The 22,939-nt window shown below is 63.0% G+C and carries 22 protein-coding genes and 2 tRNA genes; 4 read left to right on the top strand and 20 right to left on the bottom strand.

Features of this window, described 5'->3' with window-relative positions; genetic code table 11:
- From B5P46_RS12055 to B5P46_RS12045, 3 genes are all read right to left on the bottom strand, one after another.
- On the bottom strand, positions 1-125 hold a 125-nt coding region (locus B5P46_RS12055), incomplete at its 3' end, for a GTP-binding protein (protein WP_245456151.1).
- Positions 126-472: 347 nt separating this feature from the next.
- A tRNA-Gly gene (locus B5P46_RS12050) sits at positions 473-546 on the bottom strand.
- Between the two features lie 24 nt (positions 547-570).
- Positions 571-655: transfer RNA gene (locus tag B5P46_RS12045), tRNA-Tyr, on the bottom strand.
- Between the two features lie 200 nt (positions 656-855).
- Between B5P46_RS12045 and rlmB the strand changes: the two genes are divergently transcribed.
- The 3 genes from rlmB to B5P46_RS34400 all read left to right on the top strand — a co-directional run bounded on the left by rlmB (position 856) and on the right by B5P46_RS34400 (position 2,535).
- Positions 856-1,746, top strand: coding sequence for a 23S rRNA (guanosine(2251)-2'-O)-methyltransferase RlmB (rlmB, locus tag B5P46_RS12040; RefSeq protein WP_129418827.1), 891 nt, complete (start codon positions 856-858; stop codon positions 1,744-1,746).
- Between the two features lie 415 nt (positions 1,747-2,161).
- Positions 2,162-2,320: a hypothetical protein gene (locus tag B5P46_RS34405; RefSeq protein ID WP_164986477.1), complete on the top strand. Its 159-nt coding sequence runs from the start codon at positions 2,162-2,164 to the stop codon at positions 2,318-2,320.
- 77 nt (positions 2,321-2,397) lie between these two features.
- Positions 2,398-2,535 carry a hypothetical protein gene (locus B5P46_RS34400; protein ID WP_003547501.1) on the top strand — a complete coding sequence of 46 codons (138 nt, stop codon included), beginning with the start codon at positions 2,398-2,400 and terminating at the stop codon, positions 2,533-2,535.
- 32 nt (positions 2,536-2,567) lie between these two features.
- On the opposite strand, the gene B5P46_RS12030 is transcribed toward B5P46_RS34400, so the two are convergent.
- The 6 genes from B5P46_RS12030 to B5P46_RS12005 form a co-directional block, all read right to left on the bottom strand.
- Complete coding sequence (locus B5P46_RS12030) at positions 2,568-2,966, bottom strand: hypothetical protein (protein WP_206735333.1); 399 nt, start codon at positions 2,964-2,966, stop codon at positions 2,568-2,570.
- 235 nt (positions 2,967-3,201) lie between these two features.
- Positions 3,202-3,621 (bottom strand): DUF1515 domain-containing protein, encoded by a 420-nt coding sequence (locus B5P46_RS12025; protein WP_129418824.1) that lies wholly within the window; start codon positions 3,619-3,621, stop codon positions 3,202-3,204.
- A 74-nt stretch (positions 3,622-3,695) separates the two neighbouring features.
- Positions 3,696-5,600: a hypothetical protein gene (locus tag B5P46_RS12020; RefSeq protein WP_245456138.1), complete on the bottom strand. Its 1,905-nt coding sequence runs from the start codon at positions 5,598-5,600 to the stop codon at positions 3,696-3,698.
- On the bottom strand, positions 5,600-5,893 hold the full coding sequence (locus tag B5P46_RS12015) for a hypothetical protein (RefSeq protein WP_129418823.1): 294 nt from the start codon (positions 5,891-5,893) through the stop codon (positions 5,600-5,602). Before B5P46_RS12015 ends, B5P46_RS12020 begins: the two co-directional genes overlap by 1 nt.
- A gap of 142 nt (positions 5,894-6,035) precedes the next feature.
- Entirely contained in the window at positions 6,036-6,293 is a 258-nt protein-coding gene (locus B5P46_RS12010; RefSeq protein ID WP_129418822.1) for a hypothetical protein, read from the bottom strand.
- Positions 6,290-7,144, bottom strand: coding sequence for a hypothetical protein (locus B5P46_RS12005; protein ID WP_129418821.1), 855 nt, complete (start codon positions 7,142-7,144; stop codon positions 6,290-6,292). Before B5P46_RS12005 ends, B5P46_RS12010 begins: the two co-directional genes overlap by 4 nt.
- A 139-nt stretch (positions 7,145-7,283) precedes the next feature.
- On the opposite strand from B5P46_RS12005, the gene B5P46_RS12000 reads away from it, so the two are divergent.
- Positions 7,284-8,033, top strand: coding sequence for an SGNH/GDSL hydrolase family protein (locus B5P46_RS12000; RefSeq protein WP_129418820.1), 750 nt, complete (start codon positions 7,284-7,286; stop codon positions 8,031-8,033).
- Positions 8,034-8,043: 10 nt separating this feature from the next.
- Here B5P46_RS12000 and B5P46_RS11995 read toward each other — a convergent pair whose 3' ends face one another.
- The 11 genes from B5P46_RS11995 to B5P46_RS11940 all read right to left on the bottom strand — a co-directional run bounded on the left by B5P46_RS11995 (position 8,044) and on the right by B5P46_RS11940 (position 22,807).
- A complete protein-coding gene (locus tag B5P46_RS11995; RefSeq protein ID WP_129418819.1) occupies positions 8,044-8,859 on the bottom strand; it encodes a hypothetical protein in 816 nt (271 codons plus the stop codon).
- A 1-nt stretch (position 8,860) separates the two neighbouring features.
- Complete coding sequence (locus B5P46_RS11990) at positions 8,861-9,823, bottom strand: hypothetical protein (RefSeq protein ID WP_129418818.1); 963 nt, start codon at positions 9,821-9,823, stop codon at positions 8,861-8,863.
- The gene (locus B5P46_RS11985; RefSeq protein WP_129418817.1) at positions 9,824-10,495 is read right to left on the bottom strand and encodes a hypothetical protein; all 672 of its coding nucleotides are present in this window, start codon (positions 10,493-10,495) and stop codon (positions 9,824-9,826) included.
- Positions 10,496-10,557: 62 nt separating this feature from the next.
- Positions 10,558-13,104 (bottom strand): hypothetical protein, encoded by a 2,547-nt coding sequence (locus B5P46_RS11980; protein WP_129418816.1) that lies wholly within the window; start codon positions 13,102-13,104, stop codon positions 10,558-10,560.
- The gene (locus tag B5P46_RS11975; protein ID WP_129418815.1) at positions 13,101-15,356 is read right to left on the bottom strand and encodes a hypothetical protein; all 2,256 of its coding nucleotides are present in this window, start codon (positions 15,354-15,356) and stop codon (positions 13,101-13,103) included. The genes B5P46_RS11980 and B5P46_RS11975 overlap by 4 nt, the downstream gene beginning before the upstream one ends.
- Positions 15,353-18,148: a transglycosylase SLT domain-containing protein gene (locus tag B5P46_RS35380; protein WP_348639846.1), complete on the bottom strand. Its 2,796-nt coding sequence runs from the start codon at positions 18,146-18,148 to the stop codon at positions 15,353-15,355. Before B5P46_RS35380 ends, B5P46_RS11975 begins: the two co-directional genes overlap by 4 nt.
- A 1-nt stretch (position 18,149) precedes the next feature.
- Positions 18,150-18,722 (bottom strand): hypothetical protein, encoded by a 573-nt coding sequence (locus tag B5P46_RS34395; protein WP_164986476.1) that lies wholly within the window; start codon positions 18,720-18,722, stop codon positions 18,150-18,152.
- A complete protein-coding gene (locus B5P46_RS11955) occupies positions 18,722-20,809 on the bottom strand; it encodes a hypothetical protein (RefSeq protein WP_129418813.1) in 2,088 nt (695 codons plus the stop codon). Before B5P46_RS11955 ends, B5P46_RS34395 begins: the two co-directional genes overlap by 1 nt.
- Positions 20,810-21,469 carry a hypothetical protein gene (locus B5P46_RS11950; RefSeq protein WP_129418812.1) on the bottom strand — a complete coding sequence of 220 codons (660 nt, stop codon included), beginning with the start codon at positions 21,467-21,469 and terminating at the stop codon, positions 20,810-20,812.
- A gap of 61 nt (positions 21,470-21,530) precedes the next feature.
- Positions 21,531-21,809, bottom strand: coding sequence for a hypothetical protein (locus B5P46_RS11945; protein WP_129418811.1), 279 nt, complete (start codon positions 21,807-21,809; stop codon positions 21,531-21,533).
- A gap of 62 nt (positions 21,810-21,871) precedes the next feature.
- Positions 21,872-22,807: a phage capsid protein gene (locus B5P46_RS11940; RefSeq protein WP_129418810.1), complete on the bottom strand. Its 936-nt coding sequence runs from the start codon at positions 22,805-22,807 to the stop codon at positions 21,872-21,874.
- Positions 22,808-22,939 lie beyond the last annotated feature (132 nt).

Genomic DNA, 22,939 nt, shown 5'->3' with positions numbered 1-22,939 from the left:
TACGCCTTGTACTCACCGAAGTACTTCGTGATCGCTGCCGTCAGAGACGTCTTGCCGTGGTCAACGTGGCCAATCGTGCCAATGTTGACGTGCGGCTTGTTGCGCTCAAACTTACTCTTTCCCATTTGAATGCTTCCTGTGAACGAAAATGGTGGCCCCGGCGAACCGGTTTAGTGCCGCCGTTTAAGGCTTTCGGCGACATTGCGCAAGACTTAATTGCAGACGCCAAACTTGGCCTGACAGCGGATATGGGAGACAATTCGCAGCCTGCAAGGCGATTCGCCAAAGCCCCCCCGAAAATCGCTGAAATCTCAGAGAAAATCGCATCGACCGCCGGAGACGCGCCATAGACGTTCGGCGTCGAGCGCCCTTCCCTGCCAGCCCGCAATCGCAATCGTCAGCTTCTCCGGCAGCGCCGGAGACATCTCGGGACGACCGATGCAGCGGTCATATGAAGTAGCGTAACGGAAACTGGAGCGGGTAGCGGGAATCGAACCCGCGTATTCAGCTTGGAAGGCTGCTGCTCTACCATTGAGCTATACCCGCGGGGTGGTCCGATCCGATGACGAATGGTGGAGAGAGTTGGATTTGAACCAACGTAGGCTGAGCCAACGGATTTACAGTCCGTCCCCTTTAACCACTCGGGCATCTCTCCAGTTTCGTCCGGATCGCAAGACCAAGTTCGTCAGACTTCGAAGCGTTGCTGCCCGTCGTCTGCGCCGCGTATATGACCGGAGCATTTCAGTCTGTCAACACGATGACAACGGAAAAAACACGAAAAATTTCATTCGCCGCCGAAAGCCGGCATATGAAAGAAAGCCTATGCGTCAGCGAGCGCCATGGCTATAAAGCTGCATGAGCAAAGACAACAAATCCGGCGGCAAGACCGCGACAGACCCATCCGCCAAGGATACGCATTACGCCACTCTGCGGCGCGCCCACCGTGACGCCAAGCGCGAACGCGGCGAGATTCCGACGCCTCAGCCGCAGAAGCGAAAGCGGGGTGGCGACGATTGGAAGCCGCCGGCGCTTGCGCCCGACCAGGTGCATCTCTATGGCCTGCATACGGTGCGCGCAGCGCTCGACAATCCCGAGCGCAAGAAGATCAAGCTGTTCGCGACTCAGAACGCACTTGCGCGCCTCGAAGTCGACGTCGAGGCGCTCGGCATGCCCTTCGAGATCGTTTCGCCGCAGGAGATCGACAAGGTGCTCGGCCCGGAGGCGATCCATCAGGGCGTCATGCTGGAAACACGGCCGCTTCCGGTACGCCGGCTCGAAGCGCTGAAGGAAAGCCCTCTCCTGCTCGTCCTCGATCAGGTGACCGACCCGCACAATGTCGGCGCGATCATGCGCTCGGCCGTCGCCTTCAATGCCGGCGCGGTGATCACCACCCAGCGACACAGCCCGACCGAATCGGGCGTGCTCGCCAAGTCCGCCTCCGGCGCGCTGGAACTGATACCTTATATACAGGTCACCAATCTCGCCGATGCGCTCGGTGAATTGCACAAGCTCGGTTTCTCCACCATCGGCCTCGATTCGGAAGGGCCGGCGCCACTCGAAGGCACCTTCTCGGGCCAGAAGGTGGCGCTCGTGCTCGGCTCCGAGGGCAAGGGACTTCGGCAGAAGACGCGGGAAACCGTCAACGCACTTGCCCGTCTCGACATGCCAGGCGCGATCAAATCGCTCAACGTCTCGAATGCAGCGGCGATCGCGCTTTATGCGGCGCGGCTCCATCTGAAGGCATAGGCCGGCCGCTGCAAGGGTAGCCGGTCGGTCCGTCTATCGGCCTGCCCGGCGTATCGCCTGCATAGGCCATTTCGACGGGATAGACGATGACGCTTGGCAATTTCTCGATTTCGCTGGCATTGCCGGAGTTGCGTTTCATTTCCGCCTTGTGACGCGCGCCTCCCAAGTAATTCCGGTATCCGCGACATACAGCGCCGCGCGTCTTTTCAGACGCGCAATCGATTCGGATTTAAGGAATTATGCAGGAGTTCGATCCGGCGCGACAAATGGAAACGGACACGGACAACGCTCGTGCAACGCCCGACCGATGCCGGAAAAATCCACTTTTGCCTTGGAATGACGCCCTGGAGCACTATGATCGGGCGATGACCGGTTGTTGCGACCGGCTCAGAAGCAAGAAGGAACGATCCCTATCATGGCCATTCGACCGCTGATTTTCGGTATCCTCTTCATCGCGGTCTTCGTCGTGATTATCCTCAGCATCATCTGGGTGGACACGTCACATCCCGTCCACCAGCCCGATCCTCTTTCGCCGACGGCGCCCGGCCCCGCGACGCCGGGCCAGGTGCAATAATCCTGGCGGGAAATACTGGCAGGAACGCGGACGGAGATCATGCGTTAATCCCGGAACCGAACGAGGATTAAACGCTTATGCGCATAATGATCGCCGTCGTCGCCTTCATGGTCGCCTCCGTACTCAGCATCGCGATGATGTCGCCGTCCGGCGCCGGACAGACCGGCAATGGCGATCGGATTGAGGCGAGCGTCAACGAACCCGTCACTCATTAAAATAACGGCCCGGGTGATCCGGGCCGTTATTGTCAGCTGCGGTAGAGCCAGAACGGCATGCCGCGATCACGATCACGATCACGATCACGCCACTCGCGGCGCTCCTGCCAACGCTCGGCACGCCACCGCCGCCAGTGACGGCGATCATCGCGCCAGTCGGACCGGCGCCAATCGCGTCCATCGCGCCAGCCACGGTCGTCACGGTCGCGATCACGTCGCCAGCCATCGCGAATTTGAACGATATCGCCCTGCGCCGTCACCGCCGGCCGCTCGGCCGGCATGGCGGCCGCCGGTGCGACGGACGCGAAAGCCGCACCGACGGAAATGGTTGCGGCGAGAAAGAGATGTGCGAGCTTCATGGCTGTTTCCTCATTGATGATGAGGCGAAGATAAGCGGACGCGGCTGAATTGGCGCTGAAGCCGCCCTTCACGCGCGGTTCATCAAACGATGTGAACCTTCTGAAAGATCTGCCAGTGCGAGGGAGCATAACAGCGTCAAACCCAGACTATGGGTCGGCAGACGGTATCACGCGGAAAAGAATGGTGCCCCCGCCAGGGTTCGAACCCGGGACCCCCTGATTACAAATTACAAGAGGATTGTGGTTTCTCAACAGGTTAAGATGCTTATCCTGTGAGGCGATGTCGCTCTCCGGCGTCAGACTGCGGCTACGGCACCTTGCCCCAATATCGAAGCAGCACGGCTAACCAGTCATAGAGCCACGCAACGACGGTAGCGGCTGTCACGCCGAGGGCAATGAGCGCGCCTGAGAGCACGCCCCCCAAAAACTTGATGCGCTTCCATTCGTTGATCGTCGGCGTAACATCAGCGTCGACGGTAGCTTTCAACAACGCAATGATGTCTCGCTGCTGCGCGACCGTCGCGCCGGCGACGACGATGGTCTTTTCGGACTCGCCGATGCGATGCGCCTGTTCGTCGAGCCTTTCATGGATGCGAGCTCGGCTTTCATGCGCCTGCCGCCTCTCATCAGCGAAATCGTCAAAGAGCCTGTCTATGGTTTTGCTCAAGCCGTCTTGCTGCGCCTCGAGGCGGCCGATGGCATGCATGATATCGTCGTTGGATGCCACAGCACGCCCTTCAATACAAATCGCCCTAGGAACGATCCTAGGGCGATTGCGGTTCAGTCAAATGCGCGGAGAGGTTAGGCCACAAGCTTTACCTTCTCGCCCTGGTCCATCTTGCCGACGATCCAATCGACCATAATAGGATAGGGATGGACCAACGAAACCGGCGTCGAGCTTTCCTGCGGCGCGGCAGACGGGCGGACAACGGAACCAATGGGCAACACAACGGCGCTGCCGGTTGTCGTGATGACGTTGCCGGCGATACTGACAATGGTTTGCGTGCTTAGGCGCGCGAGGCCTTCCGGCCCGGAATAAATGTTCAGCGGTTGTTCCGGTCTGTATTTGCTGGCATCAGCAACCGTGATTGTGGTGTACGTGGCAACGCCATCGGTTCCTGATTGAGCGGTCAAGGTCGTACTCGGAAACTCCAGCATTCCAGGCCATGCCCCGGCCTTCACGCCAGAGACCCAAGCCGCATAGGTGTCGATCGCGTCGTCGCAGCACGCCGACGTCTTGGCGAGGATATCGGCGCGCAAGCGCCATTTGCCAGAGGCGTCGGTGCCATCAGCTGGATAGGAGTTCTGCGCCGTGTAGAGCTGATAGTTCGCGTTTAGGCCAAGGTCGTTGGCGCGAATGGTTCCGGTCGCCGGCGAAGTTCCGCCCGCGAAATTGTAAGTGAAGGTGTTCGCATCGATAACGGTGATGACATAGCTGCCGTTATAGGCCGTAGGCGTCGCCCCGGCGATGCTCAAGGTCTGGCCGGACTGGAGCCCGGCTGTTCCGGTCGCGACGGTAGCGGTCGCAACCGTGCCGACAGAGGTAAGCGTGATGGTCCGCTGTATGTCCGTGCGGCCGAGCGGCGGAAATGCGACGATCTTGACGCCCGGATACTCGGTGCGGATGCGAGTTACATTCGACCGATAGTTCGTGTTGAACCACGTATTATAAAGCGTCGACGTGTCGTTCTGCCCGAGCTGGTTGACGATGACGGTAAACGGCCATTTGCCGCCATTGAAGGCAACGATTTCCCGGATGATATCCCGCCGCCTGGTGGCGATCGCCGCGCCCGTGCCGGTATATTCGCGAACCGATCCAGCGCCAGGCATACCGATCATACAGAACGGAATGCGGCCAATGCCGGCGTCCTTGTCGAGGTAGCGGCGAAGCCAGCCGAGCATTCCGCGCGCGTCGGCGGCGGCGCTGAATTCCTGCCGGCTTTCGCCAATGCTGTCGACGAAAGCGAGCACGACCGGCCGGCCGTCCCAGTCGCCCTTGGCCAGCATAAAGCAGTCAGGCGCATAATATTGCGGCTGCGATTGCGCACCATAGCCGGTATCGAGCGCCGGCGTGCTGTCCGCCAAAGGGTCGGCCATGAAGCCGAGGAGGGACGCATTGTCATTCGCGCCCCATATCCGTTCGCCGCGGTGCTTTTGAATGCGATAGACCGGCCAGATCTTTTCGCCGACCGCGACGTGATAGAATAGCCAAAGCTCGATGTCAGTTTCAGGCGGAACGTCTGGCGTCGTGAGATCGTCCGTCCATTGCCCGTTGGTCTGGTCGACGACGGTAACGGAATTGTTGCCGCCAAACGTGCACTGATAGAAGACGCCGGAAATCCTGGCATACAGAGCATCAGCGATGACGGAATTCCCCGGCGCGCCGATCGTCCCGGTCACGGTGGTTTCCTGCGGCGAGTTGCCGCCCTCAGTCGAGGCGAAGCCTGGCAGATGGAACTTGAACGTTCTCGTGACGAATTGCGGCGAGGGAACGACGATCTTGCAGCAGTAATAGTTTGTCCCAGCAAGCGCCGTTACTATGTTGCCTGAGGGAGCGCGGGCACGCGACCCGAAGAACAGGAACCGGTTCGGATCGACACCGCCGCCCTCCCGCTTCGACGAGATCGACGTCTGCCCTGACACCAGGCTTGTCTGCCCCTTCTTGAGGCTCGTCTGCCCCCTTACCAGGCTCGTCTGCGGCCGCATCAGATGACCACCACCGTCACGTCGGGCGTGGTGGCGCCGGCGAGTGTCACGAAGACGTTGCCGGCGCTCTGGAAGGTGAACTGCTTGATGGCGTCGCCGTTGTCGTCGACCTTCGTCGCATCCAGCTCGGCGTCGGAAACCGGGATCTTCAGCCCGCCGTCGAAACCGGTCGCGAGCGACAGGGTGCCGCCGCCGAGGCTGCCGCTATAGGCGAGCGTGCGATAGCCCTTGTCGCTGGCGGCATCGATGCCGGCATTCCATTCCTCATTCGCCTGAAAGCGGTGTTGCGGCATGTCTCTCTCCTATTTCCGGCACAGCGGATCTTTGGCGCATTGGGTGTTGTGCGCCGCAACTTCCTGAGTGAAGGGCCTGTCTTTTTCCCAGATGCAGGCCCGCGTCTCGGCACTGGGATGCAGCGCCGCGTAACCAGCCCCGTCACTCGCACCTGTCGTTGCGCAGCTCGCCGCCGATAGCGCGGCAAAGCTCAGCAGCAGGCATGTTCTCAATCTCGGCATCCGTCGCGTTCCTTTCCTTCAGCTGGTTGAAGACAGCCTCGCGCGCCTCGCTCTTGGCATCGGCCGCGCCGCGCGAATAGGCCGCTTGAACGATCCAGAGCAGCGCGACGACGGCGGCCGCCGCGATCGCGACGGCAGCCCAATTCTTTCTCAGGAAAGCGATAAGAACGGCGCTCATTTGCTCTTCAGTCCGAGCGCATTGCGGATGGGCGTCATGGTGGCGATCGCATAGACCGCGAAGCCGACGACGACGACCAGGAGCGCGATCTGAACCCGGTAATCCAATTGGAAGAAGCCGAGCTTTTCGACGATCGTCGTCAGCGAGATCCCGCCTGTACCGGCCCAGGTCCAGAACCGGCCGCTCTTGCGGATCGGCTTTGGCTTGGCCGGCGCCGGCGCGATCGGCGGCGGATTATCGTTGACGGCCGCGACCAGCGCCGCCGACGTGGCCTTCGTCTTCTGCTGCCGGGCCTTCACGGCGCCGGCGAGCTCGAGCACGTCCTGCAGCTTCGCCTCGACCTTCTCCGGCTTCAGCAGCACCTTGTTGATGCCGTCGCCGGCATAGTAGGTATCGCCCCGCTTCACCGGTCGCTTCTGGCCTCTGGTATCAGCCAGCACCGGGAAGCTCGCCCATTCCTGCGCCAGCGCCTTGCCGAATGCGACAACGCCGAGCTTGCCTTCGATGAAGTCGGCATAACCGCGGCCGAGCAACAGATAATAGCCCAGGCGATCCTGCAGGCCGGCCGAGAACACCAGGTCGCCGGAGATGCCGGTTTCCTTCTTAATCTGCTGCAGGGTGAGGCGCATGAACTGCAGGCCGCCGGCGGCGCTCGAGCCGAACTTCTTCGACCAGCCAGACCCCGCCGCGATCACCTGGTCGAGCGTCATCGATGTCAGGGGAACCGGCAGCTTGTCCTGGTTGTTGCCGTAGATGGTGCCATATCCGCGCGGCGCCTCGATGGAGCGGATGAAATCGAGCAGCATCTTGGCCGGCGCGGGCACGATATCGGGCAAGGTCTTCAGCGGCATGAGCGGGCTCCTGAAAAAGATGGAACCTGAAGCTTAAAGCCGGCGCGCAGGCGTCAAATGCGCGCGCCGGAGGAAGGCCAATTGACCGCTATAGTTGTCCCGGGATATGAGCATCATTCAACCCGTGGAGATCCGTCGAATGAAGCTCGTGACGCCCTTTCTTGCGGCTCTCCTATTTGCGGGCAACGCCCTCGGTCAGGCCGGGCCAACCGATGACGCCTTTGCAAAAGTGACCGCCGATCGCAATCAGTTCGGGCGTGTGATCTTCACCTTTGGCGACAGCCTCATGCGCGGTTGGGCGCTAGGCTTCTTTCCCGACCAGGCGACGCCGGAACAGCGTCAGAACCCCCAATGGGACATGCGATCGCCGGCCTCGATGCTAACAGCACGCGGTTTCATGGCCGTTTACGCCGGTGCCAGCGGGCAACCCAATAGGGCTGCCGACGCCGCGGCTCGAATCAAGGATCTGGTAAATCGCCGCATTATTCGACCTGGCGATATCGTCGTTCTCGAAGACGCAGGCCGACACGACAATGATCCGCTTTCCTACTTCGACAACTGGCTGCAGATCGGTCTTGCGGTGGAAGCGTCTGGCGCCAAGCTCGTGATGATGACGATTGCCGACAATATCCAGGCTCCGACGCTAGGCGGCGAGCCGGCAGATCGTTACCGCTATTCCGTCGAATTCCACGGCCTCAGTCACAACGATGCCACCTTGTTCGCTGCTCGTTCGCTCGCAGCAACATTGATTGACTACAAGTCGCTGGCGCAAACAGCCGCCGCGGCCGGCAAGACAGTGCTCCAAGAAGACGGCATCCACCTCACTGTCGACGGTGAAAAAATCATGGTGGATGCGATCATCGCAGCTGTCAGCGCAGGCAGCCAGTGATTGGCGCGCCCTACGGCACCTCGGCCGCCGGAAACAAGGCGCTGCAGTAACTGATCGCCCTTGTGCCGTTCCAGACGGTCGCGCCGCACTGCAGGCGCGTGAAGTCTACGTTGGCGATACTCGTCAGCGCCTCGATCGAGCGGACGCTGCCCGCCAGGCCGAGGGCGGTCAGACGAACGCTAACCTCTTTCAACGTCCCCCATGGACCGGCATGAATGCCGTCGATCGTCCCGTCGATGTGCTGCATCGGGTCGAGGAGGTCAGTTGCGAGCGTCGTCGAGCGATAGGCGTCCATTGCAGCGTTCTCATCGATGAGAAGCGCACCCCTGGACGCGGCCGCGGCGATCTTGGCCGCATTCATCGAGCGGCCGAACCCGGGTATGATCCTGTCCCACTGATAGTTCGGATCAGCGCCGATGCCGACCGGGTAATCGAAGGCGGTAATGACGGCGCAGCGGACGGGTGCAACCGCGTCGATGACCGCCTCGACGGCCGCCTGGTAGGTGTCCGGATTGCCGATATGGTCGCCGGCATCTTCCAGCAGCATCCAGTCGCGCGCGTCCATATTCCAGGTCGCACAGTAAGCTGCGAGCGCCGCCGGCAGGCCGGCATCCGTCAGCCGCGAAATCGGGAAGCCCTGATTGCCGCCCCGAAACCGCACCGGAAGATTGTTCGTCGACATCAGCAGGTTGGCGGCCAGCGATGGCGATGCGATCTGCCAAAGCCGGTCGTTGACGGAGACCTGATCCGAAAATCGTCCGAAGGTGTAGCCGCGCTCGAAACTGTCGCCGATGCACTCGACGCGGATAGTTCGTCTTTTCAACATGTCAGGCTCCCAGCAGGTACATTGTCACGGCCACGGCGTTCCCGAGCCGGTTCTCGATCGAAATGACCGTGCCGAACGAGTTGATGCCGACGTTGAACTTGCCGTCGGTTCCTGTCGTGCCGCTCCACTGCGCGCCGGCCGTGAAGGTCATGGATGCGGCGGAGTTGGCGCCGCCGGCAATCTTTTCGATGGAGACGGCGGGGCTGCTGTCCCAGGCGAAAATCGCGGAAAAGCCGGCATCATGGCAGACCAGCAGACCGAAGCCGCTGCGGCCGACCTGGGTTCCGACAAGGATGGCGGTATCGTCTGACATCGTGGTGCGAACGACCTTGAGGAGCCCGGCCAGCACCATCGGCGTGATCGCACCCTCGTTGCTGAGACCCGCCAGCGCCTCGGCAATCGTTGCCTTGCGTATAAGCCCCTCGACGGTATCCGTCGCTGGGTCGATATTTTGATTTCCGAAGGCGATCGCCGTCACGCCCAGAATGCCGCCCTTGTGTGACAGGCACAGCCAGGTCGTCGCCGCGCCGAGCGTTCCTTCCTGCACGGTCACCAGCACGCCGCAATGCGCGTTGTAGGTCGAAAATCCGGACGCGCGGGGAGCGGCACCGGATGGTTGAACGACATAAATGCCGTTCGTGAGGTCTCCGCCGCTGCCACCCATGGCGCGAAGGATCAGATCTCCCGCCTGCAGCGTCACTCCATCGATCGCGTCGCCGGCGTCGTATGAGGTCGCGATGGAAAGCCCTGTCGTGTCGACGACGCGAACGGTGGCGGCGGCAAGGGCCGTCTGCCCGGTGAGGAAGCGCCGGCCGCCGGCGGTCGCGCCATCGTGAAGCGCCAGGATGCCGCGCACGGGATCGACGGTGAGTTCGCGAGACGGTCCGACATATGCGTCGAATTCAGCCGCATCCGAAAGATCTGCGGCGCCGATGCCAGCAAGTTTGCGAGGGATACGAGCCATCTATTCGTTCCAATCATATCCGGGTGTTGAAGGGTCGCTGTCGAAATTGAAATCGTAAACGGCCGCGCCGACGATAAGCGCGTAGGCTTCGGCGTCGGCCGCCGCCTGCACCGCGATCTCCGCTTTATCGACCGCGATATCCCGAGCCTCCTCCGCCTGCTTCTGCACGTCCAGGAGGGCCGCGGCGCTCGGCCCTTTCGCCAGCCGATCGCCGTCCTTGACCAGCACGTCGCCGTCCTCGACGTCGGCGTCGAGCGTCATCGGCTCCTGGCCGAAATCCGATTTCCAGCCACGGTCGATATCGCGCCGCAGCTCCTGCATTTCGGTGGCGATCTTGGAGAATTCCTTCTCCATCGCCGTCGGATCGATCCGCCCGCCGCGCATCACGCCGGCCGCGCGGCTGTCCAGGCGGGCAGACTGCACGAGGATCTGCGTCGTATCGGGCTGCCCGGCCGGGAAGGTCACGGTGAAATTGTCGAAGGGATCGCCGTTGACCTTAGCGACGAACACGGACTGTTTTGCAAAACCGCTGTCACCGGCGGGCCGCGACCAGACCTCGGCATCGCCGATATCGAAGATCTTGAAGCTGAACGGCCCGTAAGTCTGGCCGCCGTCGCCGAGGAAGATATCGGCCTGGCGAAGCTGCTGCGGGATCGGAAAAGGATTATCCATGGCGCCACCCTGCCTCGGTTGATCCAGGCAGAATAGGCGTCATGCGACGGCGTTAAGTGGGCCTATTCGCTCCCGGCGATCGCGCCGAGATCGGGAGCCCGCCGCGGCGTCAGTTCGCCCGGCTGCCACCAGAAAGAGCTTTTACGCGCCTGCGCCTTGAAGCTTTTGTCGGCGTCCGGATCCGTCATCATCTGCAGATTGTCGACGAAGAGCCGCCGGTACCAGGCGCGCGTCATCGGATGCGAGGACAGGATCGGCGTGTAGCGGCCGACATATTTCGAAAGCGCCCTGCCCGCTTTCGGATCTTCAGCACCCATGATCGTCTGTATCGAGCGCAGCGATAGATCCAACGTGTCACCGATGAAGGCGCCGCCGATGCCGCCAAGCGTCTGCGCGAAATTCTGCCCGAAGCGGTTTTCCGCCTTGTCGACGAAGTCGGCGAACAGGCCGCCGCCGCCGCCCTTGACGAAGGCCTTGGCCCAGAAACTCGGCTGCGTCATATCCTCGGGATCCTTGCCGTTCAGCACATTCAGGATCTGGATATACATGCCGGCGCCGAGCGTCAGCGGCACGGCCATCGCCGCGAAATAATAGGCGCCGCGGGCGACCTTGCCCGAACCGGATTTCGCCAGCATCGAATAGACGTAGTGCGCCTCGAGCTGCCGCGCCGTAAAGCTCATACCGAAGCTCATGAACTGCGAGGCGAATTCGGCGATCTCACCGAGCACCGTCCCGCGCGGCACCATGCCCGTCAGGAAACTCTTGACGCGGGGATCTCCCGAAGGAACAGAGCGTTCCGACCACTGGATGATCATCTCGGCGTATTTTTCCGCAAGGTTCCGATTGCCGGTCTTTTCATAGAGCGTGCCCGGGTCGAGGAAGCCTGCCTCGTCGACGCCGGCGCGCATGGCGTGCCACTCCTCGGGCGTGAAGCCGAAACCCTCCATCGTCTTCTTGAGCAGCGGCGGCAGGTCGATCCAGTCGGTGTCCTTGCTGGCATATTCGCCGAGCGTATCGTGCCAGGCCGTCGCCTCGATCCGCTTGCGAGCATCGGTCAGCGGCTTCAGCCCGTTCAAGGTTAGTGACCGATCAACCAGATATTTGCTCCATTCATGCCCGAACATCTGGTCGACGAAGCGCGCCTGTTCGTTCATCGTGTGCATGAAATCGTCCCAAACGACCGCCTTGCGGGCGAGCGCCGCCTCGTTGCCCTTGTCGGCAGCGAAGCGCGCCAGGTCGCCGACGATCTTGTGCATGGTGACGGTGACAGGCAGGCCGGCAAGACGTCTAGCGGCCTGCGAGACGAAGGGATCGGTGAGGCCGGCGAGGATCCCGGTAGCGCCGAGCGCCGCCGAAGTCGCAACATTGCGAATATCGCCGGCAAACTGCGCAGCGCCCTGCACGACGGTCTCGCGGCCGCGCAAGGCTCGCCAGAGGCTGTCGATGCGATAGGCCGCCATCGCCCTCGCCGAGATCCCCGGCAGCTTCAGCCCCTCGACTTTCAGCGCTCCGGACTGGCGCCGGCCGATATCGGCCTGCACCGCCTGTTTCAGCCACTCGACGGATGCATCCGGGTTCGGTCCGAAACGCTCCATGGCGGCGATATCCCGCGACAGACTGTTGACCTGGTTGAAGATCGAAGCGATCGGATCGGTGTTGCCGAACTTTTCGTTGTAGGCGAGCCAGGCGTCGGCATCGTTGAAGATCAGGAAGCGGCTTTCCTGATAGCGGCTGGCGACCGAGCCGACGCCGAACTTGCGCGCCTCCGGACGGCGATGGGCCCAACCATCCGACATGATGCTGTCGAAGACGTAATCGAGGCTCGCATCGATGCCGTCAAGGCCGACCGTCTCGCCGGTGCGCGGATTGGTCATCTCGTCGGCATTGAGCATCGGCTTGATGAACTCTTTCCAGCGCCGGCGCGCCAGATCCATGTCGTAGCGCTTGCCGCCGAATTTGCCCCGGCCGGTCAAACCGAGCTCGCGGATGTTCGAGCGGTTATGTGTGTGCGTCAGCCCGAAATCCTGCCGCTTCGGAATGTTGCCGCCGGCGGCGTTGAAACGCTGGCGCAGTTCCTCGAAGACGTTCGAGACCGCCTGGCCCATCGCCTTTGCCGTGGCGTTGCCTGTTTTCTCGCCGTGCATGGCGCGGATCACGTCCGGCAGGTCGACCTTGTTCAGATGTGTGCCGGCAACGCGCGATCGCCGGAAATGGTGCATCACCTCAGAAAGCTGCCGGTGCGCCATGGCGATAATCGCATTGGCCTTGCCGGACATCGACTGGGTGCCCTTGTAGCCGTTATGGATCATCAGCGACATGACGGCGTCGACCTTATCCGGCCTGCCCTTCAGGTCGCGATAGTTCTCGACGAAGTCGGCAAGCTCCTTGCGCTTGGCTTCCGTCAGCAGGACCTGCCGGCGCTTCTCCTTGGCATTATCGCGCAGACTGTCGATCACTTCCCGCTTGGCGGCTTCGGCCGCCTGCCGATCGGTCATGCCCGGCCGCTTGCGGCGAAAGCGCGCCTCATAGTAGTCGTGCAGTTCTTCGGCCTGGCGCGAATTGATCGCCCCCTGCTCGACGGCGGAATTCAGGCAATCACGCAAGCTCATACTTTGCAGGCCTCCAAAACGTCGGCGAACCAATTTTCCTGATCGGCGGCCTCGAGCGCCTCCGCTGTGCTGACCAAGCGGATATTGCCGTCGCTATCTTGCAGCGGCACGAAGTCCAGAAGGGTTTCGGGGTTACCGTTGGCATCGAGGCGCGGCTCGACGATATCGCCGGCGAGCTGCTCGGCCTCGCGCATCGCCGCCTCGTCGAGCGGCTCGATCGCGCGTTCCGGCCGGATCCGCTGGCCGTCTAGCGGATCTACGAAGTCTGATGAAGCTGGGCCAGCGTCCGGAGGTTGGTCGATATCCGCTGCATCTGAGCCGCGTCCGCCGGCGAGGCCGTCGCCATTCTCTCCTCGAGCAGCTTTGCGCGCTGCAGGAGCTGCTGCGGGCGTGTCGTCGAAGAAGGGGATGTCTCTGTATTCTGGGTCATCGCGATATCCTCCGCCGCTCTCTTCGAGGTAATCCGCGAACTTCGCTTCATCCTCGAGCACCGCACGATCGAACGCCTGGAGCGGCGTCAGATCTTCTTCTATCATCAGGTCCGTGGCTCGAGCAAGGACGCCGTCATCTACGCCGGTTTCGGGGGCGACTTCGCGAACCGCATTTTCAAGTTTCCCCAGAAATTCACGATAGTCGCGCCTCGAACTCAGCCGCTGCTCGTATGCCTGCATTTGCTCGACGCGGGCACTATCGTCCATCGAGAACGCTTTGCTTCCGCGGTTCTCCTGGTCGAGTAGATCGAGCAGATCGGCAACTGTACTTTGGGCGCTCGCTTCGTCCGCCGTGCCGTAAAGGTGATTGAAGTAGCCGGCCTGTGCTGCAGCTTCTCTCGCATTGTCCAGGTTGCGACCGGACGATCGCAGGAGGGCGCCGCGCCCGGGTACGAACTTCGTGGACAGGTCAAGCGCAGCCAGCTCGCCGCCATCCTCACGGATCCCGCCTTCGGCAGCCAGGAAATCCATGAGGGACTGCGGCGCCCTCGGCTTCGTTCCCACGACGACCTTTTGGCGGGCAATTGCGTCTAGCCGTTCGCTGCTGGCGATCGGTGGCGCTTCGGCCGCAACAGGGGCGCCGGTATCCGATGACGATGAAAGCCTATCCTGCAGATCGTCGATCGCGTCCGGATCGCCGTCTGCCATCCGCTGAAATTCGTCAGCTGTGACCGAAGGTGTTTCAGTCTGGCCGTCCGCGATCGCGCGCTCGACGAGCTCGGGCGGGGGAAAGCTGTCGGGATCCTCGGCATAATTTTTCGCCGCTTCGAAGACGCGCACCTGGTCGGGCGTGGCGTCCGCCGGCAGCATGTGTTCGTCGAGCGACCGTTCTTCGAAAGATCGGTTGATCTGCGATTTCTGCTCTTCGGTCAAAGTAATGCCGATATCGGTCGCCATCGCCTCGACGTCGCCGCGCTGCGGATTGCCGTCGAGGATCCGCGACGCCCGGGCGGCACTCTCCTCGCCGAGGCCGTAGGCCCGCGCGATCGCGCCGCCACCCTCGATCGTTCCCCCGAAGAGCGCGCCGAAGGTCGCAGCGATGCCGGCATTCTTCAGCATATCATCCATGCCGTATTCGAGGCCGGCCGCCTTTTTGCGCTCCTGGCTGGCGCCCTGCAGCACGAGCTCCTGGCCGCCGTTGATGAGCGCTTCCGTCAGCATCGTTTTGCCAATCCGCGCCACCACGGTTCCCGTCGCCGATCCGCCGGCACCGGTGACCGCCATCGCCCATTGGTAGGGATCGCGTGCTGTACCCTTCAGGCCGCCCAGCAGCTGCGCCGAGACGCGTGCGACGGTGCCGAGCTCCGGAGACTGCGCCGCCCGCGCCTGCTCGGCCTCTGCGGCCCGCTGCTGCCGGCGCACGCGTCCTTCGACGTCGAGCTGGATCACACTCGACTGCGCCGGATATTGCGCGGCCCAGCGCTCCCGATCGGCTTCGAACTTGTCGAGACTGTCACGCATCTTTTGGTCGCGCCATTCCAGCCCGGTACCGCCAGAGATCTGCGGATTGGGCTTGGCATCGAACGCACCCTGGCGCAGGTCGACGTCGAGCGGATTGGCGAGCTTGACGCCCGTCGCATCCTGCACTTCCTTGATGTAGTTGGCATAGGCGTCATAGCGCGCCGCATCGTCGGCGACGACATTCTCGATCACGCGCTGTGTTTCATCGCTCGCCGTCGCCAGCCGGCCGAAGGCCTGACCCCAACTCTCCGGACCATCGGAAACGCTCTTCGGTAATTGCGCCAGGTCGGGCAGGTTCATCGCCAGGCCTCCGGAACACGCGCCTGCAGCTTGTCGCGCATGCCGGCGACGTCGATCACGATCGGATTGCCGTTCTCGTCGGCAATGAACATCGGCGAGGACCCTGCAGGGTCGCCGAGCGCGAAGGCATAGCCGCCCTTGACTGCGACAGGGATCCCTTTCTGGTAATCGGCCGCCGTCCAGGTCTTGCCGTTCTTGCCCTTGACACTGCCGATATCGGCATCCGTCAGCGATCCGACGACGTCGACGAACTTGTCGGCGCGGATCGAGGGCGGCACGACCACCTTGACCGCACGGTACCAGGCGCCGCGATCGTAATCGCCGAAGCCGCCGAACTGGACGTTGTTGACGAACGTGGCACCGGCCGCTTCCTGGTAGGCCCGCTGATAGACTTCCTTTGCGTCATCCTTCTTCGGATCGATGCCGGCATCATAGAGCCGCTTGCGCGCGATCGCCGCGGCGGCCGCGTCGACGCGGTTGATCTCGCCAGGCGTGAAGGCGAGCGCATTGCCGGTTTCTGTTTGCGCGATCGGCAGCCGCTTCGTATTCGGCATGTCGGCATAATCCTTGCCATCGGGGCTTTTGCCATAGCCGGCGATCAGGTCGCGCGCCGCCTTCGGATCGCCGCCGGCCGCGACCAGGCCGCCGGAGAGCGAAACGGCGGGCGCGGCCGGCCCGAGCTCGGCGAGCACGCGATCGGCATTCGCGCCGGCGGCATCGACCAGGCCGGCGGCGATCGACAGTCCCTTGTCCGGATCCGCGATAACGGCCGCCTGGACCTGCTCTGCTTCGCCCGGCCGGAAATATTTCGGCGACACGCCGAAATGCTGCGCCGCCGCCTGGGCCTGATTGATGCGCTCGGAGAAAGCGCCGGAAACCGTGTCTGGATCCACGTCGCCGTCGAGCGGCAACGAAGGCGAGACCGGCAGGATCCCGAAGCGCTCGGCGACGCCGATCGGATCCGTCTGCAGATCCTTGCGCTGCTCGGCCACTGTCTTTTTCGCGAAGTCGTAATCTTCGGGCGTCGCGCCCTCGCCGAGGATCTTAGGCAGGGCCTTTTCCACTTCGCCGATCGGCAGCGTCCTGACCGCTTCGGCGAGCTTCAGCCGCGTCAATGTAGAGGCGACGATCTCTTTTCCTTTCGGCGCCGTCCCGGCATCCATCTGAAACCGGCTCATTTCCGAAGGGTCAACCGGCAGGCCTCGGGCAACGCGCTTGGCGATGTCCTCGCCGCGCTTGGCGAGATCCGCATCGGCCTTGACGTCCTGCGTGCGCCTGGCGCTTTCGGCCGATGCCAACCCTTTGTCGATCCGGTCCCAGTCATCGGCCGTCACCCCCTCGAGCTCGCCGGCGGCATAATCCTTCGTCATTTCGGCGCGCATCGATGCGATGTCGTCGGCCTTCATCTTCTGCGCCTGGCCGACGTAGAAACCGGTCACCCCTTCCGATCGGCTGCGGCTCTTGTAGGTTTCAGCCTCGGCCGGCGAGATGATGCCGCGCGCGACGCCGGCGTCGTAATGATTGTCGATCGAGCTCTGCAGGTTTGAAAGCACGGTCGCCGCGTTTTCGTCGTTCGGGTCGAGGCCGGCGATCGTCTGGCTCTTCTGCCCCTCGAGCGTGTCGACGCGGCCGAGATAATCGACCTTGTCTTGCGCCCGCTTACGCTCGTCGAATTCGGTCTTTGCCCGCTGCACACGCACAAAGGCCTGTTTCTGGAAGGCCAGCTGATATTCCGGCGCAATCTCCGGAAACACATGATCGCTCATATGCGCCTGCAGCAGCTCGCCCATCGCCTTTTCGAGCTGGACCGGATCGTCCTTATAGGCGTCGTAGACCGACGACTGATCCTGCAGCATCGTGAGCTCGAGCTCCTGCAGGTAGGTATTCGTGCCTTTGACGTTGTACGCGCGATCGTAGATCGAGTTGCCGGCGCGCGGGCGGAAGCCGCCAGGCGCGCCTGGCGTCACTTGCACGGGCGTCCGAACAGGCGTGACTGAGACAGGGCCATCGGCCGCCGCGGCCGGAAGCCGCGCATAGCTCCCGCCGCCGCTCTTGATCTTCGATGTCCAGAGACCGGCGAACTGCGCAGCGGTCATGCCGATCGAACCGCCATTGCCGGCAACAGCCTTGGCGCCGACGAGCTCGGCCGCGTTGGCGTTCGGATTGGTCAGGAGCTTGATCGCGCCGCCGGCGCCCTGCTGGTGTGCGAGATAGAGCTCGCCGCCGGTCGGCTCGCGGCCGAGAGCCTTGCGCAGGCTCGCACGGTTGTCCTTAAGCAGCCGAGCGCCAGCGTCCGCCGATTGGTTCCCATCGAACTTGTCGCCTAGGCCGTACTGCCGTGCCGTGCCGTCTGTGAACTGCAGCAGGCCGCCGGCGCTCGAGTTCGGATTTTTCGCGAGCGGATTGAAGCCGCTTTCGATGCCGGCAAATTCCGTCAGCAGATCGGGATCCTCGCCGTGCCGGACGGCGGCATCCGCCAGCATCGTCCGGATCTGCGCCGGCGCAACGCGCACCCGCACGCCGTCGCTGCTCTCGCCGGTTACCTGCCCGCCTGTCACCGTCGCCGCCCCCGGGCCGGCGCTCATCGCGTCGATCGCACCCTGCCGCTCGCCCGCTACTGCCGCTTCGCGATCGGCCTTTTGGCCGAAATCGTCGGCGAGGTTGGCGAGGCCCTGGGCGACCTTCCGCTCGAGGCTGCCGTCGTCGCGGGCAACGCCGAGCAGTCCCTCAGCGAGCAGCGGATTGGCGCGGAACGGCCGGTAGGAAACGGGATCAGCCCTGCGGTTCGCCATATCAGTACCTGTCTGCGATTTTCAAAGCCGTGCCACCGATCGTCGAGATCGCGTCGAAGATCCCGCCCTGGCGCGCCTTGCGGGACATTTTCAGATAATTCGCTTCGCGCTCCTGCAGTCGCGCCTGGCGCGTCTGTTGCGTGCCGTTGTCGGTCTCGAGCGCGAGATCGGCCTCTCGGAAGGCTTCCGACCGAGCAACCGACGGCGTGCCGAAACTCAGATCGGTGCCCGAGGCCGCATAAGCGGCGTCCTGCTTGCCCACTGCATCCATGTAATCGCGCTTGATCGAAGCCCGCCGGGCGATGCCCTGCAGCGTTTCCAGCGGCTGCTCTCGGGCCGCGTCCTGCGCCTGCAGCTCGAGGCTGTCGGCCTGGGCATTGGCGCCATTGATCGCGGTGACCGCCGAAAGCAGCCCGAGACCGCCCTGCAGGATCGTTGCAAAAGAGATCCCGCCGGCGGCAGCTGCGCCGGTTGCCGCGGCGCCCGCCGCTGCGGCACCCGTTGCCGCCGCGCCAGCGCCGGCAGCTGCACCGCCGCCGAGCCCACCCGCGAACAACCCAATCACAGTTTCCATTAGAGCTTCACCCCCGGTATGTAATCGCGCAACCGGAGCCGCCCCGGCCGCGGCTGGCTTATGGTCAGCGTCGGATCCATCGTCGCGCCGATCAGGCCGAGAACGTCGACATGGCCGGTATACCCTTGAGCCGGCAGGGTAAGATCGTCTGTGGTGCGGTTCAGTGAGATCGCCTTCGGCGGCCGACCATTGGCACCGACTGCGAGGCTCGTCGTGTCCATGACATAGAGCTTCGCGGCCTTGACGGCGCCAGGCCGGCGCACGACGCTGTCGTCGGGCAACACCTTCACGTAGGGCATGCTCTCGTAGATCGGCGGCGCCCAAAGACCGACCTTGACGGTCGTCGAAGGTGCGTCGGTATCGATGCCGCCGGTGTCGACCGTGTAGGGGCCATGGATATCGCCCGATATTTCAGCCCATACGGTCTTGCCTTCCAGGAGGTTCAGCCCGACCACCCGGCCTGTGAGATCGGCCACGCCGGTGACAGAGCGCTGGAAGAGGTTCAGATCGCTCTCCTCGAGGATCTCTTCCGAAATGACGCCGCCGCGGTCGACCGTGATCCAGACTTGTTCCTGCCCGTCGACGACGAGCTCCTTGACCAGGCCGCCGCCATGGACCGGCCATTCGCAGGCGGCATTCATCTCCTGCGTCTTGTTGATGACGATACAGACGAGGCGGCCATCATCGCGCAGGATCCACAGCCGGTTCGAAGTCGTCGAGCCAATCTTCCGCTGCACCGCCATGCGCTTCATGCTCGAGACGAGATCCTTGCTCAGATCGTTCTCCGAATTCGGCACATAGGTCGTCGAGACCGCGTCATAGGCGATGGAGTAGAGAATTCCGCCGTCGGGCGACACGAAATACACTTGGCCGCCGAGCACGATCGGCCTGCAATTCGCCTTCGAGCCAATCTCGGATGCCCGCACGAAGTTCAAGGGCTCGTTGCGGCTGACGGTGCGGTTGCTGGCAAACCATTCGGCCTGGTCGGTCAGAACAACAAGATACGTGTTGTCGAGCACGTGCCGGATCGTTTCGGAGGTCTGAGACCGCAAGGCATCTAGCCGCGCGCCAGTGTCGGCCTGGCTCTTGATGTTGAGATCGAAATATTCGCCGACGGCCGAGGAGGCGATCGCCGCCCGCTTGCCGTTCGGCGCATAGTAAACGGCGCGGTCCTGGTAGAGATCGAGGCCGGCAAAGCCGCCTTTACTTGCAGAGATCAGCGGCTCGCCGACGGTTTCACCGATCTGCTGGTGGCCGACCAGCGCCGAGGCGTCGCTGGTGTTGACCACATCCGCGCTGAATTGATACTCCGCGCCGGCGAGCGCGCCGCCGAAGGCTATGGTGAACTGTTTGTAGCGGGCTCCGAGCGTGCCGTTGAAGGCAACGTCGACGCCAGAGGAAAAGCCGGCGAGATCGCCGATCGCATCTTCAAGCCCCTGGGCAAAAGCGATCCAGTCGCCATCGCTGGCGGTGTCAGGCGGGTCGCTTAGCGCGACGGCCGCGGTGGTGACGCCATCGACCGTGCAGGTCATCTGCATCAGGGTCACGCCGTCCGCCCAGCGGACGAACAACTGCCAGACGTCGTTCGTTTTCGTGTAGCTTCCGCCCAGATCCACATTTGGGATCGTCGAAAATGGCCACTCGCTGAGCGTCCAGACGGCATCGTTGGAGGCGTTGCGCAACAGCCGAAGCCCCTCCGGCAGCAACGGGTGGAAAATCCCGAACGTGTCTGCTTCGCCATAGAAGCCGAGATCCGGCAGCATGGCGAGCGTCACGAGCGGCAAGGCGACCGTCGCCACCTTGACGCGGTCGTTGCGCCAGATATCGACGCTGCCGGCGGTGAAGATCAGCACATAGGAACGCGTGGCGGACGTTTTGAGCACGCCCTTCCGGCAGGTGGCGGCCGCAACGGCGCCGACATAGGCGGAACCCGGCAGCAGATCGAAGCCTGCCTGCGGGATCGGCTCGAAACCCTTCATCTGCAGGGCGCCGTTATAATACTGCTTGATGCCGACCTTGCCGGCGAGATCCCGGGAAAGCTGCCCGGCATTGGCGGAACTTTTCAGTGGTCCCTTGAAGACAGCCATCTAGAGGCCCCCATGCCAGGGACCGGACAGCGGCCCGCCGCCGAGGCCGCGCACGTCGGTCAGCGGATCGTTGCGCAGCAGCGGTTCCTCGCCGATCGGCGCCGACCCTTTATCCTGCGCCATCAGCCGGCCGAACTTGCCACCGCTGCCCTGCATCGAGGGCGAGCCGAAAGCTTCCGCCAGTTTGCGATCGCGCATGTCCTCATCGGACCAGACCGGCACAGCCAGCCAGCCGGAAAGCGCCGTCACGAAGGCGGCGCGGAAAGACGGCTCCCAATAGTCCGGATTGACAGGCGTCTTGTGGACCGCCCAAGCCTCTGGTTCGCAGGTGAAGAACATGCCGCCCTGCAGAGTGAAATCGCGAATGAGCGGGTCGGAGTACCGCGCGCCGCGCCGATAGGCGAGCGGATTGCCGATGCGCGGTTCCGGCAGCATGTAGCCGTAGGCCCAGCCATTTTCCGGCGTCTCGGCCAGGCGCAGCATCTTCACCGTCACCCGGGCGAACGTCCAGTCGTGCATGCCGAAGCACTGATCGAAGGCCATCTGCCAGACGTTTTCGATCTGCGCCGCGAGATCGCTGTCGTCGTCGGTCGAGAACATCGGTCCCGCGCCGATCTCCGTCAGTGCCCAGTTGATGATGGTCGTTTTGTCGATCGCCATGGCCCGCCCCGAAACGAAGAAACCGCGGCCGAGATCCGGCCGCGGTGATGGTCGCTAAGCGTCAGGTTGCTGCGAGACCGCCGTCGACGGCCGTCGTGACGTCGCCGGTCGACGGAACCAGGACGAAGCGCAGAACGACGCGCGCCGTGGCGCCGTTGATGTCGCAGACCGCATCGACGATGCTGCCGACCGTGAGGTTGTCGCGGCTGGCATTGAAGAAGCCGGCGGCGGTGACTTCGGCGACAGTGTGAACAGTCGCATAGTCGAAGAACATGATCTGCCGCTGGCCGACCGGGCTGATCGTGGTGCGCCGGCGGAGATCCTTGACCTGGTGTGCCATGTATCGAACCTTTCATGGGAGGGAGAAGGCCCCGCCGCCGCATGCGGCGAGGCGGGAGCCGATCAGGCCGGGCGGATGATGTCTTTGATCGCCTTCATGCGGATGCGCTTGACCGCTTCCGGCAGCAGGCCGACGGCAGCACCCGAAAGCGCCACGTCGCAGAGGATCGGCGTGCCGGCCTTGCCGACCCACTCGCGCATGTTCATCTGCTCTTTCGACCAGAAGGTTTCGCAGCCGACCGCCTTCTTGCTCCACATGAACGTGTCGAGATACTTCGTGTCGTCCCAGTTGGCCTGGCCCTTCACGTAGGCGGCCGTGCCGAAGCGGAAGTAGCGATCGGGCAGCGCTATGATGTGGACCGAGCGCCAGGTCTTCAGGCGAACCAGCGACGACTTTGCCATCGGCAGATCCTTGTCGCCCTGGTAGTCCTTGTTCTTGAACTCCTGGTACCAGTCGAGCTGGTCGAACCACATGTAGGGGATTGCCCAGTAGCATTCCTCCTCGCCACCGGCGCCGCGCATCTGGGCAACGGCATTAGAGGCGACGAGCGGGTCGATACGTGCGGACCCGTCGCCGATCGTCACCACGGCGCTCGGCGCGTCCGTGAGCGTGGTGGCCCCGACAGTGGCGAAGCTGTTGAGCGCGTCGAGCTTGAGATCGTCGCGCTTGTTGCGCACCGATTTCGCCATCGCGTCAGCAACCTCAGCCTGATACGGCGCCGACATGCGGGCCACGTCCTGGTTGCGGATGGTGGCTTCAGCCGTGTAATCGGACGCTTGCAGGCTGACGACGTCGATGCTGATGCCCTGCGGGCGGACTTCTTCGATGGCGCCGGAGAGCTTGTACATGACGATTTCGCCGCCGGAGACAGCGAACTTAACGGTGCCGGCGACGTTTTCGCCAGCCACCATCGTGCCGTCGAGATAGCCACCGTTCGACGAGAGGCGCTGTGTTACGCCGTCTCGCCATTTTTCTACAAACCAACTTTCAACAGGCATAGGATGACCCTCAATGTGGAGTGATGGACGAAGTCACCGTGAGGGCCGATTAGCCGAAACTCGCGCCGGGTCCGGTGAGGGATAGCCGACGCATCGTCCAGGTCGCTCCCGTCCGGTATGCAGGTGAAAGCC

Origin of the sequence: Rhizobium leguminosarum (assembly GCF_004123835.1) — a bacterium.
Classification (GTDB): Bacteria; Pseudomonadota; Alphaproteobacteria; order Rhizobiales; family Rhizobiaceae; genus Rhizobium; species Rhizobium leguminosarum_M.
The sequence above is the reverse complement of the archived record's forward strand: the minus strand, read 5'-3'. Positions and strand labels throughout refer to the sequence as shown.